At 76.3% G+C, this 16032-nt stretch carries 11 protein-coding genes; 7 read left to right on the top strand and 4 right to left on the bottom strand.

Annotation, left to right across the window (positions count from 1 at the left end):
- Positions 1 to 522: 522 nt before the first annotated feature.
- Positions 523 to 1176, bottom strand: a complete 654-nt coding sequence (locus OG559_RS20225) for a hypothetical protein (RefSeq protein WP_405105942.1) — start codon at positions 1174 to 1176, stop codon at positions 523 to 525.
- A 588-nt stretch (positions 1177 to 1764) separates the two neighbouring features.
- Between OG559_RS20225 and OG559_RS20220 the strand changes: the two genes are divergently transcribed.
- Both OG559_RS20220 and OG559_RS20215 read left to right on the top strand, forming a co-directional pair.
- Positions 1765 to 4581 carry a WG repeat-containing protein gene (locus OG559_RS20220; protein ID WP_405105940.1) on the top strand — a complete coding sequence of 939 codons (2817 nt, stop codon included), beginning with the start codon at positions 1765 to 1767 and terminating at the stop codon, positions 4579 to 4581.
- A gap of 61 nt (positions 4582 to 4642) precedes the next feature.
- Positions 4643 to 5641, top strand: a complete 999-nt coding sequence (locus OG559_RS20215; RefSeq protein WP_405105938.1) for an aldo/keto reductase family protein — start codon at positions 4643 to 4645, stop codon at positions 5639 to 5641.
- An 84-nt stretch (positions 5642 to 5725) separates the two neighbouring features.
- Here the strand turns inward: OG559_RS20215 and OG559_RS20210 are convergent, their stop codons facing one another.
- On the bottom strand, positions 5726 to 6526 hold the full coding sequence (locus OG559_RS20210; RefSeq protein ID WP_405105936.1) for a site-2 protease family protein: 801 nt from the start codon (positions 6524 to 6526) through the stop codon (positions 5726 to 5728).
- Entirely contained in the window at positions 6526 to 6726 is a 201-nt protein-coding gene (locus OG559_RS20205; protein WP_396671022.1) for a hypothetical protein, read from the bottom strand. The genes OG559_RS20210 and OG559_RS20205 overlap by 1 nt, the downstream gene beginning before the upstream one ends.
- Before the next feature lie 154 nt (positions 6727 to 6880).
- On the opposite strand from OG559_RS20205, the gene OG559_RS20200 reads away from it, so the two are divergent.
- From OG559_RS20200 to OG559_RS20185, 4 genes are all read left to right on the top strand, one after another.
- Positions 6881 to 8740, top strand: coding sequence for a serine/threonine-protein kinase (locus OG559_RS20200; protein ID WP_405105933.1), 1860 nt, complete (start codon positions 6881 to 6883; stop codon positions 8738 to 8740).
- Positions 8741 to 8787: 47 nt separating this feature from the next.
- Positions 8788 to 10824, top strand: a complete 2037-nt coding sequence (locus tag OG559_RS20195; protein ID WP_405105931.1) for a bifunctional adenosylcobinamide kinase/adenosylcobinamide-phosphate guanylyltransferase — start codon at positions 8788 to 8790, stop codon at positions 10822 to 10824.
- Entirely contained in the window at positions 10814 to 11623 is an 810-nt protein-coding gene (locus OG559_RS20190; RefSeq protein ID WP_405105929.1) for an adenosylcobinamide-GDP ribazoletransferase, read from the top strand. Before OG559_RS20195 ends, OG559_RS20190 begins: the two co-directional genes overlap by 11 nt.
- Positions 11624 to 11687: 64 nt before the next feature.
- The gene (locus tag OG559_RS20185; protein ID WP_405105927.1) at positions 11688 to 12977 is read left to right on the top strand and encodes a DUF2314 domain-containing protein; all 1290 of its coding nucleotides are present in this window, start codon (positions 11688 to 11690) and stop codon (positions 12975 to 12977) included.
- A gap of 59 nt (positions 12978 to 13036) precedes the next feature.
- Here OG559_RS20185 and gcvT read toward each other — a convergent pair whose 3' ends face one another.
- Positions 13037 to 14167: a glycine cleavage system aminomethyltransferase GcvT gene (gene gcvT, locus OG559_RS20180; RefSeq protein ID WP_405105925.1), complete on the bottom strand. Its 1131-nt coding sequence runs from the start codon at positions 14165 to 14167 to the stop codon at positions 13037 to 13039.
- 163 nt (positions 14168 to 14330) lie between these two features.
- Here gcvT and OG559_RS20175 point away from each other — a divergent pair, with 163 nt between their 5' ends.
- A complete protein-coding gene (locus tag OG559_RS20175; RefSeq protein ID WP_405105923.1) occupies positions 14331 to 15899 on the top strand; it encodes a leucyl aminopeptidase in 1569 nt (522 codons plus the stop codon).
- The last annotated feature ends 133 nt before the right edge of the window (positions 15900 to 16032 follow it).

The following is a 16032-nucleotide window of genomic DNA, read 5'->3' as shown; positions in this document are numbered from 1 at the left end:
GACCGGGCGACCGGCGACCGAGGCGGTTCCGAGCGGCCCGGACCTGACCGGCCCGGACCCGATCGGCCCAGAGCTGACCAGCCCGGACCCGACCGGCCCAGAACTGACCGGCCCAGCCTGGACCGCGACGGCCGGCCGATCCCTGACCACGACGGCCGCCCGAGCCCGGAGCGTGAAAGCCGGAGCAGCCCTGACCGCGCCGGCCAGCCGAGCCAGGAGCGCCACGGCCGGCCAACGCCGGACCGCGGCGGCTGGACGCCGTCGCCCGGAACCAGCCCCGCACGTCCCGTCGACGGGACGGTGCCCGAGCACGGGCAGCGGGATGCCGGCCGGCCCGGCGTCGGCCAGCCGGACGCCGGCCGACCCGCTGCCGGGGCGCCGCACCGCCCCGTCGATCGGGACGGGCAACCGCACCGGGACGCCAGCCGGGAGGCCGCCTCGTGGGCGGAGCCGTACCGCCACCCGACCGGTCGGCCGGCGCCGGCCCGCGACGGCGGTCTGCCCTGGCCGGAACCCGGTCCCCTACGGCCGGACCTGGGCCGGATGCCGGGCCCGGATCGGGGACCCGCGCGCCCCGGCGACGGTCCCCGCCCCGGCGCAAGCCCGACCGACCCGGCCCGCCCCGAAGCGCGGCCGGTCGACGGCACGCGGCCGGTCGACCGCGCGGAACGGGTCGACGGCACGCGACAGGACCCCTGGTTCGCGGACGCCGCCCGGGCCGACCTGCGCGGCCCGGACGGACCGGTCGAAGGTCGGCCCGACGCACGGTCCGCTACCGACCGGTACGGACGCCCTGCGCCGGTCGACCGGGACACCCCAGCGGCCCGCGAGAACCGGCCCGTTCCGCCCGCCCGCGACGAACGGCTCACCCCTGCGCCCCGCGACGAACGGCTCGCTCCGCCACCTCACGACGAACCGGGCACGCAGCCGCTCCGCGACGACCGGCGGTTCACCGGGCACCCGCCCGAGGCCCCGGTCCGGCCCGTGCCCGACGCCGACCAGCCGGCCGCACGCCGTCCCGGGCCGGATCCGGTCCACCCGGACCGGCCGGACCGGCCGGCCGAGCGCCCAGGCACCGAGCAGCCGCCCAGCGACGCGCCCCGGTTCGGCCCACCGCCACACCGACCGGCTGCACCGCACCGGCCACTGGTCGAGCCGGCCGCCGGCGCATCGCACGACGAGCGCCGCACCCCGCCCACGAACGACGCGCCCGTCTCGGCCGTCCCGGTCTCGGGCCCCCCGGTCTCGGGCCCGCCGGGTCGGCCGGTCTCGGGCCCGCCGGGGCCGGACCGGGCGGTGGTAGGTCCACCCGTGGCCGGACGGCCTGTTCCGGGGCGGCCCGTCTCGGGTCCTCCGAGCTCTGGGCCGCCGCCGGCCGCGCCGCCGGCTCCCGGCGCGTTCGGTCCCGAATGGCCGGCACGCGGCATGCCGGTTGCGGGTGCCCCCGTGTCCGGCCCGCCGGTCTCCGGGCCACCCGCGCCGCCCGTCCCCGCACAGCCGGCAGCTCCGGTCGCCCCGCCGCCCGCCATCCGGGCGGCCACGGGCCTGACGTCCGCCGCGCCGATGTCCGGGCCGGTGTCCGGGCCACCCAGCCGGCCCACGCCACCGGTCCGGCCCGTCTCAGGGCCGCCCGGGGGCACGGCGTCCGCTGCTCCGGTCGAGCCGGTCTCCGGGCCGCCAGCGCCCCGGCTTCGACTGGAGTTCCTGCCGGCCCCCGAACCGGCCGGGCACGTATCCGCACCCGCACAGCGGGACGAACCGCTGGTGGGGTCAGCCCCGCACACCGGCACACCGACAGCGGCGGGCACGGTGGACGCGGTGGCCGACGAGTCCGTACCGGTGGATGTTGCCGGGCCAGTTCCGCCCATCCCGGCAGATCGCCTTCCGATCGCCGCCGGGGCGCCCGCCGACCCCAGCCCGGCGCCCGAGGCCGCAGAGCCGGACGCGGGTGTCGGGACGCCGGACGCCGGTGTCGGGACGCCGGACGCGGGCGAGTTGTCGTCGCCCCTGCGAACCGAGGACGACAGCACCACCGAGCGCGCGGAAGCACGGCCGGTTCCGCGCCAGCCGGAGCCAGCCGAGGCGTCGACCGACCCGTTGCCTGCGGTCCCGGAGCCGATGTCTGCGGTCCAGGCCGTCCCTGAGCCGCCGGTCGAGCCAGATCCGGGCCCGGTCGATCCACGACCCGCCGAGCCGGACGTCAGCCCGACGGACATCAATGGGGTGGACGACGACCGGCTGGATGCCATCGTCGGCTACCCGGAGCCGCCGGCCGGTCCGCTGCCCGACGCCGACAACACCGGCCTCGCCGTGGACCTCGGCGATGCCGCCGTCGGCATGGACGCCGACAACCCCGAGGCGGACACCGACGACACGGACACCGACAGCAGGAACGTCGACAGCAGGGACGTCGACGGTCTCGTCGACGCCGACGAGCCGCATGTCGGAGCCGTCGAGCCGCTGGTCCTGGTGGACGAACCGCGTGTCGTCGCCGACGAGGCGAGGGCCGTCCCCGACGAACCGCCGTCGGCCGTGACCGCCCCCGCGCCGCAGGACACCGTGACCACGGCCGCGCCGGCCGACTCCCCCACGGCGCAACCCGCACCGCCGACAAACAGCCCCGACGCTCCGGTGTCGAACGAGCCGTCACGCGCCCCTGCGCCCGCCCCGGACCACGCGGACGCCTGGTTCCGACCGAGCAGGCCCGCACCACCGGCCCCCGAGCAGGCACCGGCCCCGGACGCGGCCCGCCCGCCGTCCGTGACGGCAACCTCGGGAACCTCGCCCGTCGCGGTGCCGGCGGAGGAGGGACCGGCATCCGCGCCGAGGGGTGGGGCTGTGGCGGCACCGGTGTCGGCGCCCTCGACGCCGGAGCAGCCGACACGTCCCGTCTCCGCGCCACCGGCACGGCCCGCCTCCATACCGCCGACGCGGCCCATCTCGGGACCGCCGGCACGGCCCGCCTCGGAGCCGCCCGCGCGGCCCATCTCCGGGGTGCCGACGTACCCCGTATCAGGAGTGCCGGCCTACCCCGTGTCGGGAGTGCCGGCCTACCCCGTGTCGGGAGTGCCGGCCTACCCCGTGTCGGGAGTGCCGGCCTACCCCGTGTCGGGAGTGCCGGCCTACCCCGTGTCGGGAGTGCCGGCCTACCCCGTGTCCGGGCCGCCCGGGCGGCCGGTGTCGCCCGCCGGGTCGGGGTCCGTCCCCGCAGTGGACGTGCGGGTTGGGCAGGACCGGTGGGGCGTTGCCCCGACCGACGGGGCGGCCGGTGTCGCCGACCCGGAGCGGGCGCTCGCGGCGTTGCGGTGGCGCCTGCACCCGGAGACCCTGCGGGAGGAGACCGACGACCCGGGGCGGTTGCGTGCGGTACGGGACGGGCTGACCGCCAAGCTGGCCGTCGCCCTGGACAACCGGTCCCGGGCCCGGCTGCTCAGCCTGCGGGCCGTCGCGTCCCGGATCCTCGGCGACCTCGACGACGCGCTCGACGACGCCCGGCTCGCCCTGACCTACGCCGAGACCACCGGCGAGTTCCGGCGGACCGCGCTGACGCGGGCCCGGCTGGCCCACGTGCTGCGCTGGCGGGGCGAGTTCGCCGAGGCCGACCGGCTGTTCGCCGAGGCCAACTCGACCGAGCTGCCCGACCGGCTGCGCGCGGCCCTGCACGAGCACGCCGGGCGGAGCAGCTACGACCAGGGCCGGTTGATCGAGGCGTGTCACCACTTCGAGCGGGCGTTGGACCTGCACCGGGCGGCCGACGCCGAGCTGACCGGCCGGACCCGGGTGGCCCTCGACGCGGTCGCCGAGCGGGCCGGCCGGGACGGCTTCGGCCCGTACCCGCGCAGCCGGGACGAGATCCTGCACACCGGCCGGCCGCCGGTGCCCACGTACGACGAGGACCTGGACCGGTGGGGGTACGCCGACGCCGACGGCAACCTGGTCGTCGGCACCGACCACGCCGAGGTGCAGCCGTTCCGGGAGGGGATGGCCTGGGTACGCCGCCCGGAGGCCGCCCGCTGGGCGCTGATCGACGAGGCCGGGCACACCCTCATCCAGGCCAACAACGGCTACCGCGCGGTCGGCTCGTTCTCCGACGGCCTGGCCTGGGTCTCGATGGACGGCACCGGCGACTGGATGGCAATCGACCCGGCCAACATCGTGGTGATCCCGCCGGGCTTCGACGACGTACGCCCGTTCCGGCGCGGCGTGGCGGCGGTCCGGGCCGACGGCGGCTGGGGAGCCGTCGACCGGGCCGGCACAGTGGTCGTGCCGACCCGGTACCACGGCCTCACCACGGCGCTCGCCGACGGACGCTACGTCGACGGCTTCACCGACGAGGGCCTGGCCGTGGTGGAGCTGAACGGCCGACGTGGGGTGGTGGACCGGACCGGCCGGATGGTCGTGGCGCCGACGCACCCCGCGCTGGTCGTGCACCCGGTCGCGTTCCTGGTCGGCGACGGCGCCGGCCGCTGGGGCGCGCTCGACCGGCGGGGCGAGCCGTTGCTCGACCCGGTGCACCCGAGCCGGGACCGGGTGGTGGAGCAGATCGACCGGCTCCTGGCCGACACCACGCCGTTGCTGTGACGCGCGTCGGCGGCGGGTCTGTCGACGGGTTAGCGTGATCGATCAGGGCTAGGGTCGGGGAATGGAATTCCGACACCTGGGCCGCTCGGGCCTGCTGGTCAGCGAGATCTCGTACGGCAACTGGATCACCCACGGCTCGCAGGTCGAGGAGGACGCGGCGACCGCCTGCGTCCGGGCCGCGCTGGAGACGGGCATCACCACCTTCGACACCGCCGACGTGTACGCCGGCACGAAGGCCGAAGAGGTGCTCGGACGGGCCCTCAAGGGCGAGCGCCGCGAGGGTCTGGAGATCTTCACCAAGGTCTACTGGCCGACCGGCCCGGGTCGCAACGACCGCGGCCTGTCCCGCAAGCACATCATGGAGTCGATCAACGGCTCGCTGCGCCGGTTGCAGACCGACTACGTGGACCTCTACCAGGCCCACCGGTACGACCACAGCACGCCGCTGGAGGAGACGATGGAGGCCTTCGCCGACGTCGTGCACTCCGGCAAGGCGCACTACATCGGCGTCTCCGAGTGGAGGGCGTCGGAGATCCGCGAGGCTTACCGGCTCGCCCGCGAGCTGCGCGTCCCGCTGGTCTCCAACCAGCCGCAGTACTCGATCCTGTGGCGGGTCATCGAGACCGAGGTCGTCCCGACCAGCGAGGAGCTGGGCCTCGGGCAGATCGTCTGGTCGCCGATGGCCCAGGGCGCGCTCTCCGGAAAGTACCTGCCGGGCCAGCCGCCGCCGGCCGGCTCCCGAGCCACCGACGAGAAGTCCGGGGCGAGCTTCATCGCCAAGTTCCTCACCGACGACGTGTTGACCCGGGTGCAGCAGCTCAAGCCGCTGGCCGAGCAGGCCGGGCTGACCATGCCGCAGCTCGCCATCGCCTGGGTGCTGCAGAACCCGAACGTCTCCTCGGCGATCATCGGCGCATCCCGGCCGGAGCAGGTGCGCGACAACGTCAAGGCGGCCGGCGTGAAGCTGGACGAGGGCCTGCTGAAGGCGATCGACGACATCTTCGACCCGATCGTCGAGCGCGACCCGGCGAAGACCCAGTCCCCGCCCCAGCGGCCGTGACCCTCGGGTCCGGCCGGCGCGAGTGCGCCGGCCGGACCCGGATCAGCCACGCTCAGCCCTTGATCAGCCGAGCCCAACCTCTGATCAGCCGCGCCAGAAGCGGATGAGCTCCAGGCCGGCGGCGTAGAGCCACGGGGGCAGGCCGAGCAGGTTCGCCACGGCGAAGACCGCGTCGAAGAACCAGCCGCCGATGCGCGGGTTCCACAGCAGCGCGAAGAGCAGGATGAACCCGTACGGGGCGAACAGGTCGTACATCCGCCGCCACTGGGGGTTCAGCCACGGCTGGATCATGTTGCCGCCGTCCAGGCCGGGCACGGGCAGCAGGTTCAGCACGCTGGCGGTGAGCTGGAGGAACGCCAGCAGCGCCAGCCCGGCCCAGAACTCCACCGACCCACCCCCGCCGAACCCGATCCGCAGCACAGCCACCAGCAGCAGGGTGAACAGCACGTTGGTAGCCGGCCCGGCGAGGCTGACCAGGGTGTGCCGCAGCCGCCCCGGGATGGCGTGCCGGTCCACCCACACCGCGCCGCCGGGCAGGCCGATCCCGCCGAGCAGCACCACCACCACCGGCAGCACGATCGACAGCAGGGGGTGGGTGTACTTGAACGGGTTGAGCGTCAGGTAACCCCGGTGCGCGACGCTGCGGTCCCCGGCCCGGTAGGCGATCACCGCATGGGCGTACTCGTGCAGGCAGAGCGACACCAGCCAGCCCGAGACGACGAGCAGGAACACGTCGAACCGGACGTTGCCGATCCGGTTCCAGGCCAGCACGGCGCTGGTCACGAACAGCGCGACCAACGCCAGGAACACCGGGCTGGGCCGGAACGCCGCCCGGGGCACGCCGAGCACGAGCGGCTCGCCGCCGCCCGGACGGTCCGACACCATCACTCGGCCGGGGGCTGCAGGCTCATCCGGTAGTCGACCCGGTCGTCCTCGACGAGCACGACCGAGGTGACGCCGGACGCCGCGAGCTCCCGCCATGCCTGGCCGATCCACGACTCGGCGTCCGCCTGGCTCCCGAACGTCTCCGTCGGCCCCTCGGTCGACTCGCCGTTCGCGCCCTCGTACCGCCAGCTCCACGCCATGCCGCGTCTCCCCTCGCCGCTGAAGTCCCCTGTGACGAACCCCGCAAGCGTAGTCGGCCGCGGCGTCGGACGGCCCGACGCTCCGCCCGGGGGCCGCGACCGGCCCCGGCGGGCGATAGGTGACCGTGGTCGGCGTCGCCGGTACGGTGACGCGGTGGTGACTCAGGGGGTGGTGCTCAACGGCCGGTACCGGCTCGACGAGCGCGTCGCGACCGGGGGCATGGGGGCCGTCTGGCGGGGCATCGACACGCTGCTCGACCGCGAGGTGGCGGTCAAGGTGTTGCTGCCGTCGCTGGGCGACGATCCGGAGTTCACCACCCGGTTCCAGGCCGAGGCCCGGATGATGGCCGCGCTGCGGCACCCCGGCATCGTCGCCGTGCACGACGTCGGGCAGGCCGTCCTCGACGACGGCAGCCGGGTGAGCTACCTGGTGATGGAGTACGTCGACGGCGAGTCACTGGTGGTCTGGCTGCGCCGCGCCGGGCGACTGGACCCGGCGTCGACCATGTCGGTGGTGGCACAGGCGGCGGGGGCGCTGCACGCCGCGCACACCGGCGGGATCGTGCACCGCGACGTCAAGCCGGGAAACCTGCTGGTCAAGCGGGACGGCACGGTGGTGCTGGTCGACTTCGGCATCGCCCTGTCCGGGAGCACGGCCGGCAGCACCGCCGCGCACGTGGTGCTCGGTACCGCGTCGTACATGTCCCCGGAGCAGGCCACCGGGCAGCCGGTGTCGGCGTCCTCCGACGTCTACGCCCTCGGTGCGGTCGCCTACTACTGCCTGGCCGGCAGGCCGCCGTTCGACGGCGAGAACCCGTTGCAGGTGGCGCTGCGGCACGCCCAGGACGAGCCGGATCCGCTGCCGCCGGACACCCCGGCAGCGGTGGTCGAGCTGGTCGCACGGGCGGTGGCGAAACGCCCGGCCGACCGGTACGCCAGCGCGGCGGAACTGGCGGACGCGGCGGAACAGGCCCGCGAGGCGACCCTGACCCGCTTCCCGGTCCCGGCCCGCCCGCCCTGGGCGGTCCCCGCCCCGGCCCATCCCGTCCCCGCCCCCGGCCCGGCCCATCTCGCCCCCGCCCCGGCCCAGCCCGCTCCCGGCCCGGCCCAGCCGGATCTCGGCCCGGCCCAGCCCGCTCCCGGCCCGGCCCAGCCGGATCTCGGCCCGGCCCAGCCCGCTCCCGCCCAGCCCGCTCCCGGCCCGGCCCAGCCGGATCCCGGCCCGGCCCAGCCCGCTCCCGCCCAGCCCGCTCCCGCCCCGGCCGGGACGGCGGGAGAAGCCGGCCCGGCACCCACCCGGGAGGATCCGGCCGGCCGGCCGCGCCGGAACCGGCGACTCGCCCTGGCCGGGGTCGCCGGCGCGGTGGTCGCGGTGCTGGCCGCCGTGGTCGCCGCGACGACGCTGTGGCCGGACGGCGACCCGGTGCCGCCGGAGCAGCGGACGGCCCTGACCGTCGGCTCGGCGCCCGCCACGCCCGCGCCGGACGCCACCGGGCCGGCACGCCCGGCCCGGCCCGACGCGACCGGTGCCGCCGACCCGACCACGCCGTCCGGGTCCGGCCGCCCCAGCGCCTCCGCCCGGCCGACACGCTCACCCGCCGACGGGGCCACAGGCCGCCCCTCCGGCGCCGCGAGCCCCACCACCGCTCCGACCACGGCCGCCCCGCCGAAGCCGAACCCGTACACCGCGGCGCAGGCCTGCGGCAGCGGATACCAGGTGATCGACACGGCCACCCTCACCGGCTCCGATCGGGCGCGGCGGGGCCGGGTGTTCCTGCTCTACCAGGCCTCGACCGGCCGGAACTGCGTGGTGACGCTCAAGGACACCGCCGTCGGCGTCAAGTCGGCCGTGTCGGCGTACCTGGAGGTGAAGGGGAAGGCCCGCAGCACCGACAGCGGTTCCTTCGCCTACTACGCCGGGCCCGTCCGGGCGGACGCGGACCGGACCTGCGTGCGGTGGGGCGGCGCGATCGGTGGGGTCGGCTACGGCAGCCCCTTCGAGCACTGCGGGTGAGCCGGGCCGGCGGGCGGCGCGGCGTCCGGCGGCTTTAAGGTACGGACATGTCCGTTGACGGGTGGAACACGGTCCTGGTGCTCGGCGGTATCCGCTCCGGCAAGTCCGAGTTCGCGGAGTCGCTGGTGGCCGACGCGCCCACGGTGCGTTACGTGGCGACGTCGGCGTCCGGCGATCCGGAGGACGCCGAGTGGGCGGCCCGGCTGGAGGCGCACCGGAGCCGCCGCCCGGGGAGCTGGAGCACCGAGGAGACCGCCGACGACCCGCGTCGGCTGGCCGACGTCGTCTCCTCGGCCGGGCCGAACGACACGCTGCTCGTCGACGACCTCGGCGGCTGGGTGACGGTGTTGCTCGACCCGGCCCACCAGCCGGCGGACGACACGGCGACCATCGCCGAGCTGGCTGCGGCGCTCCGCGACTGCCCGGCGCGGGTGGTCCTGGTCAGCCCCGAGGTGGGGCTGTCGCTGGTGCCCACCACCCCGCTGGGCCGGGCGTTCACCGATGCCCTCGGGGCGGCCAACCGGGCCGTCGCCGACGCGTGTGACGCGGTGGTCCTGGTGGTCGCCGGCCAGGCGTGCTGGTTGAAGCCCTCCGCCGTCCCGCGCGCCACCGCCACCGCCACCGTCCCGGCGCAGGCCGGGCAGGGGCAGGGGCAGGGCGCGCAGGTTGGGCAGGCCGCGCCGGTGACGTGGACCGGGGACGCGTCCGCGCGTCCGGAACCGGCCGCCGCCCGGCCCGACGACGGCGAGCGGGAGGTCAAGCTGCCGGACGTGCTCACCCCGACCGCCCCGCCGGAGCCGGTCGGCGCGCCCTGGTCGGCGCCCACCATGGCGCTGCCGGTGGTCGCCACGGGCCTGGTCATCCAGGCCGGCATGGAACTGCCCATGCCCGACGAGTACGCCGGGCCGCAGGCGACGGAGCGGCTCGCCACCCTGGACGTGCCCGGCGCCGGGCTGGGCGTGCTGGAACGGGTGGTCGGCTTCGCCGCCGCCACCCAGGGCACCGCCACCCCGGCGCCCTGGGGCACCGTGCGGGTGCTGCTGCTGCACGGCGACCACGCCGGGGGGGCCGCCGCCGGCTCCATGCCCGGCGAGTCGGCCCGGCGGGCCGCGCAGGCCCGCGCCGGCCAGGGCGTGCTGGCCCGGCTGGCCGCCGAGAGCGGCGCCAGCCTCCAGGTGGTGGACGCGCCGGCCGCCGAGCCGATGGAGGGCGTTGCGGCGCTGGACCACGAAACGGTGGAGAAGGCCCTGCGGTACGGCTGGCGGCTGGCCGAGGAGGCCGCCGACGCGGGCGTACAGCTGCTGGTGCTGGCGTCGTGCGGGGCCGGGGCCGAAGCCGCCGCGGCGGCGGTGCTCGCGGCGACCGCGGGCGCGGAGCCGCCGGCCGTGCTCGGCCGGGTGGTGACGGCGAACGGCGAGATCGACGACGCGGCCTGGATGCGGCGCTGCGCGGCGGTCCGGGACGCGATGCACCGGACCCGGCGCTCACCCCGGAACGCCAAGGACGTGCTGGCCGAGCTGGGCGGCGGGGACATCACGGTGGCCACCGGCGTGCTGCTCGGCGCGACCGCCCGCCGGATCCCGGTGCTGCTGGACGGCCCGGTCGGCCTGGCCGCCGGCATGGTCAGCCGGGACCTGGCCGGGCAGGCCCGGCACTGGTGCCTGCTCGCCGACTGCGGCGGTCACCCGGCGGTCCGGCTCGCCGCCGACGTGCTGGGGTTGACCCCGCTGCTGGACCTGCGCCTCGACCTGGGCGAGGGTGCCAACGCGCTGGCCGCGCTGCCGCTGCTGCGCTCGGTGCTGTCGCTGGCCGCCGCGCTGCCCACCCGCCCGGAGCCCGCCCGCCCCGGTCCCGGCGGCGAGGAGCCCGGCCGCGAGGGCGACGGCGGGGAGGACCCGGGCGACGGGGTGCCCGACTTCCGCGAGCCGGAGCCGGCCGGCCCCGGCCCGGCCACCCCCGAACCGACCGGCCCCGAACCGACCGAACCCGGACCCACCGGCCCCGAACCGGCCGCCACCGGGCCCGCCACCACCGGGCCCGACCAGCCGGCCCAGCCGGACCCGGCCGGTTGGCGTGCCGGCTGAACCCGACGACCGGACCGGGCACGCCGGGCCGGCCGGACGAAGGCACGCCGACGGCGTCCGGCTCGCGCTCACCACGTTCACCGTCCTGCCGGTACGCCCCGGCCGGGTGGACCGGGCCACGGCGGGCGCCGCGATGGCGCTGGCCCCGGCGGTCGGCGCGCTGCTCGGGGCGATGCTGGCCGGGACTCTGCTGCTCCTCGCCGCCGCCGCCGCACCGCTGGTCGCGGCGGGGGTGACGGTCGCGGTGGGCGCCCTGCTCACCCGAGGGCTGCACCTGGACGGGCTGGCCGACACCGTGGACGCGCTCGGGTCGTACCGGCGTGGGGCGGCGGCGCTGGAGATCATGAAGAAGCCGGACGTCGGCCCGTTCGGGGTGGCCGCGCTGGTGGTCGTACTGCTGGTGCAGGCGGCGGCGCTCGCGGAGCTGGCGGGCCGGTCGTGGCCGGCGGCGCTCGCGGCGGTGGTGACGGCGACGGCGGCCGGCCGGCTCGGGGTCACCCTGGCCTGCCGGCGCGGGGTGCCGGCGGCCCGGCCGGACGGGCTGGGCGCGCTGGTCGCCGGCACCGTCGGCCCGGTCGCTGCGGCGCTCGGCACGGCCGCCGTCGCGGTCGTCGCGGTCGCCGCCGTGCCGGGCCGCCCGTGGCAGGGGCCGCTCGTCGTGCTCGCCGCCGTCGCCGTCGCGGCCCCGCTGCTGCGCCACGTGGTACGCCGCCTCGGCGGGATCACCGGTGACGTGCTCGGCGCCGCCGTGGAGCTGGTCACCACGCTGGTCTACCTGGGTCTGGTGCTGACCCGCTGATCCGGGCCCGCCGGGCCGGGTAGCGTTCGGGCGACAGGCCGGCGCGGGGAGACGGGGGACCCACATGCTCATCACCGACGACTTCCTGCCCGTCCCGGTCCCCGAGTCACTCAGCGCCACCTACCTGGTGCCGATGGCGGGGCTGCCGAGGGTCAGCGCGAAGACCGCCGTGCGGGCGCTGGCCGGCCGGCTCGCCGAGCCGGTGCACGGGCTGGCCACCCAGATGCTGGACAGCCCGCTGATGAGCGTGGACACCCGGCCGATCTCCGAGTTCCCCGCGCTGCCGCCGGACCTGCTCACCGCGTTCGGGGCGACCGGGGCGCAGCTCGACCGGCTCGCCGCGGCCACCCACCTGGTGGTGGTGCAGGCGGAGTACCGGCCGGGCTGGCCGCCCGCGCACGAGTGGGCAGCCCGGGCGGTGGCCGCCGCGGTCGCCGAAACCGTCGGCGGCGACGTGGTGGACGTCTTCGGCCTCCAGTTCCTCGACCCGGCGGCGGCGCTTCGTTCGCTGCCGGACGAGCAGGGCCGGATCCGGCTGGTCGACTGGGTGCTGGTGCCGTACTCCTCGGACGCCGACGGGCTGTGGTTCACCACCAAGGGGCTGCGCCGGTTCGGGCTGCTGGAGTTGCAGACCCAGGGGGTGCCCGACCACCTCACCAGGGCCTGGGGCGCGGTGATGACCGGGGCGGCCCGGCGGCTGCTGCGGGACTGGACCGACGGGCTGGCCGGCGAGGAGGTGCCGGCGTTCGTGCAGCTTCCGGTGCTCGCCACGATCACCGGGCACGACATCGCGGTGGCGTACGGCAATCCGGAGCAGCACGGGGCGACCGCGCCGGTGCTGCTGCAGCTGGAGCTGGACCCGGCCACGGACCCGGAGGCCGACTCGTTCCTGAGCCTGCGCCCGCCGTCGGGGCACCCGGGGCCGGCGGGAAGGTACTTCGCGGCGGCCTGTGCCACCCTGTTCAACGGCATCCAGCCGGACAAGCGCTACGCCCGCCGGGGCGACGCGATGAGCACGGCGATCGCCACCGCCCGGGCCGGCCTGGACGACATCCGGGCCCGTTTCCTGGCCGGTGGGCTGCCCGGCGAGTCGCAGCTCGTGGTCAAGTACGGCCTACCCGCCGACGAGGGCCCCGAGCACGTCTGGGCAGGGGTGACCTCGTGGGAGTCCCCGGAGCGGATCGTCGGGGCCAGCGTCACCGACGCCGACACCGACCCCACGGTCCGTATCGGCTCCCCCGTGACGATCGAGGCGGCGGACGTGGTCGACTGGGCGGTACTCGACGGAACCGGCGTGACCGAGGGCGGCTGGACCCAGGCAGTCCTGGACGCCGACGACAACCGCCCCGCCTGACCCCATCCCCCTTGAACGTCGGGGGCGGGGTCAGGCGGGGCGGGTCAGCGTGGGGTGGGTCAGCGGACTGAGGGGGTTACGAAAGGGGGGCGGGTGAGGCGCATGGGGGCGCGGCGGCCGCGAATGTCGACCTCGACCGTGTCGCCGTCGGCGAGGGCGGCGGACGTGTCGAGCAGCGCCAGGGCGATGCCCTGCTTGCGGGTCGGCGAGAAGGTGCCGCTGGTCACCGTGCCGACCTGCGTGTCGCCGGCGTACACCGGCATGCCGGGGCGCGGGATGGCCCGGTCGACCGCCTCCAGGCCGCGCAGCGTACGCGCCGGACCGGCGGCCTTCTCGGCGCGCAGCACGTCGCGGCCCCAGAACGCCGGCTTGTCCCAGCCGACCGCCCAGCCCGAGCGCGCCTGCACCGGGGTGATCTCCGGCGACAGGTCCTGCCCGTGCAGCGGGTACCCCATCTCGGTGCGCAGGGTGTCCCGCGCCGCCAGCCCGCAGGCCCGCAGCTCGTACGCCTCGCCCGCGGCGAAGATCGCGTCCCAGACCGCGACGGCATGCTCGGCCGGCACCACCAGCTCGTAGCCCAGCTCGCCCGTGTAGCCGGTGCGGCACACCACCAGGTCCGCGCCGGCCAGGGTGGCGGCGCGGAAACTCATGTAGCCGTGGTCGGTGGGCAGGCCCAGCGCGCCGAGCAGCTCCGCCGAGCGCGGCCCCTGCACGGCGAGCACCGCGTACGCCTCGTGCTCGTCGGTGACGACCAGCCCCTGCGGCGCGGCGGCCCGCAGGCGGCGCACCACCTCGGCCGTGTTCGCGGCGTTCGGGATCAGGAAGACGTGGTCCTCGGCGTGCAGGTAGGCGATGATGTCGTCGACCACGCCGCCCGTCGCGTCGTCGCAGCAGAGCGTGTACTGCGCCTGGCCGGGGCCGATCCGGCCGAGGTCGTTGCTGAGGCAGGCGTTGACGAAGTCCGCCGCCCCGGGCCCGACCACCCGGGCCTTGCCCAGGTGCGACACGTCGAACACCCCGACCCCGGTACGGACCGCCGTGTGTTCCTTGAGCACTCCGCCGCCGGCGTACTCCAGCGGCATCTCCCAGCCACCGAACAGGGCGAACTTGGCACCGAGGGCGGTGTGCCGCCCGTGCAGCGGGGAACGGCGCGGCCGGGTCGCGGCGGCGTCGGAGGTCACGTCGGTCATGGGTGGCAACTTACCGGTGCCTTAACGGCTGGTTAGCATCGGCGGGAGCCCGCCGGAGCAGTTCGGTGGGACAGCCCCAATCGTCCGGCGGTACGTTACCGCCGGAGACCTTCATCGCCGGTACGCGACGACGCGGCCGGCCCGGCCCGCCCGGAGTAGCTCAGTGACATCGCCCAGCACCACCATCAGCCTGGTCGACACCGACCCCGCCGAGCTCGCCGTCGACGCGATCGTGATCGGCCTGCACAGCCAGACCGGAGAGCAGGACGTCGCCGGTCCGGCCGGCGCGCTGCTGCTCGCCAGCGGTGCCGAGAGCATCGCCGCCGCCTTCGACGGCAAGCTGACCGAGACGCTGGCGCTGCTCGGCGCGACCGGCGCCCCGGGCGAGGTGATCAAGCTGGCCACCCTGGGCACCATCACCGCCCCGGTCGTCGCCGCGGTCGGGCTCGGCGCGGAGCCGACCGGCGCCGCCCCGGCGCCGGAGACGCTGCGCCGGGCCGCCGGCTCGGTGGTCCGGGCCCTGGCCGGAGCGCGCCGGGTGGCGCTGACCCTGCCGCTGCCCGACGACGCCGACGCCCCCGCCGCGCTGCGCGCGGTCGCCGAGGGCGCGCTGCTCGGCTCGTACCGCTTCGCCGGGTACAAGACCCGGCCGCAGCCGGCCCGGCGTGAGCCGGTGGCCGAGGTGCTGATCGCCGTCCCGGAGGCCGGCGACGCGACCGCCCGGGCGGAGGTCGAGCGGGCGCAGGCGGTGGCCGGCGCGGTCCGGCTGACCCGGGACTGGGTGAACACCGCCCCGAACATGCTGCGTCCGCCGGCGTTCGCCGACGTGGTGGCCGAGGCCGCGCGGGCTGCCGGGCTCGGCGTCGAGGTGCTCGACGAGAAGGCCCTGGCGGCCGGCGGCTACGGCGGCATCATCGCCGTCGGCCAGGGCTCCGAGGCCCCGCCGCGCCTGGTCAAGCTGACCTACACGCCGGAGGGCGGCGGCACCGGCAAGCGGGTGGCGCTGGTCGGCAAGGGCATCACCTTCGACACCGGCGGCATCTCGATCAAGCCGGCCCAGGGCATGTGGGAGATGAAGTCCGACATGGGTGGCGCGGCTGCGGTCGGCGCGGCCATGCTGGCGATCGCCGCGCTCAAGCCGGCGGTCGCGGTGACCGGGTACCTGCCGATGGCCGAGAACATGCCGTCGGGCACGAGCTACCGGCCGGGCGACGTGATCACCATGTACAACGGCAAGAAGGTGGAGGTGCTCAACACCGACGCCGAGGGCCGGATGGTCCTGGGCGACGCCCTCGCCCGGGCGTGCGAGGACGGCGCCGACTACCTGTTCGAGACCTCCACCCTGACCGGCGGTCAGGTGATCTCGCTGGGCAAGCGGATCGCCGGGGTGATGGGCAGCCCGGAGCTGTGCGAGCGGGTCCGGGTGGCCGGCGACGCGGTCGGCGAGCCGGCCTGGCCGATGCCGCTGCCGGACGACGTGCGTAAGGGGATGGACTCCGACGTCGCCGACATCTCGCAGGTCAACGCCGGGATGGACCGGGCGGGTCACATGCTCCAGGGCGGGGTGTTCCTGCGCGAGTTCGTCACCGACGAGGTGGCCTGGGCGCACATCGACATCGCCGGCCCGAGCTACCACTCGGGCGAGCCGGTCGGCTACTGGACCAAGGGCGGCACCGGCGTCCCGGTCCGCACCCTGATCCACCTGGTCGAGGACGTCGCCACCAACGGCTGACCTCCCGCGCACAGGTAAAGACGCGCACAGGTAAAGACGCGCACAGGTAAAGACGCGCACAGGTAAAGACGCGCACTTTCACGGAAAGAGTGGCCATTCCGCGCGGAATGGCCACTCTTTCCGTGAAAGAGGG

This window comes from Micromonospora sp. NBC_01405, assembly GCF_045040155.1.
Taxonomy (GTDB): Bacteria; Actinomycetota; Actinomycetes; order Mycobacteriales; family Micromonosporaceae; genus Micromonospora.
The sequence above is the reverse complement of the archived record's forward strand: the minus strand, read 5'-3'. Positions and strand labels throughout refer to the sequence as shown.

What these genes read in the sequence shown, in the direction of transcription:
- OG559_RS20215 (WP_405105938.1), top strand. Translation starts at nt 4,643, where the DNA reads ATGGAATTCCGACACCTGGGCCGCTCGGGCCTGCTGGTCAGCGAGATC.
- OG559_RS20210 (WP_405105936.1), bottom strand. Translation starts at nt 6,526, where the DNA reads ATGGTGTCGGACCGTCCGGGCGGCGGCGAGCCGCTCGTGCTCGGCGTG.
- OG559_RS20205 (WP_396671022.1), bottom strand. Translation starts at nt 6,726, where the DNA reads ATGGCGTGGAGCTGGCGGTACGAGGGCGCGAACGGCGAGTCGACCGAG.
- OG559_RS20195 (WP_405105931.1), top strand. Translation starts at nt 8,788, where the DNA reads ATGTCCGTTGACGGGTGGAACACGGTCCTGGTGCTCGGCGGTATCCGC.
- OG559_RS20185 (WP_405105927.1), top strand. Translation starts at nt 11,688, where the DNA reads ATGCTCATCACCGACGACTTCCTGCCCGTCCCGGTCCCCGAGTCACTC.
- gcvT (WP_405105925.1), bottom strand. Translation starts at nt 14,167, where the DNA reads ATGACCGACGTGACCTCCGACGCCGCCGCGACCCGGCCGCGCCGTTCC.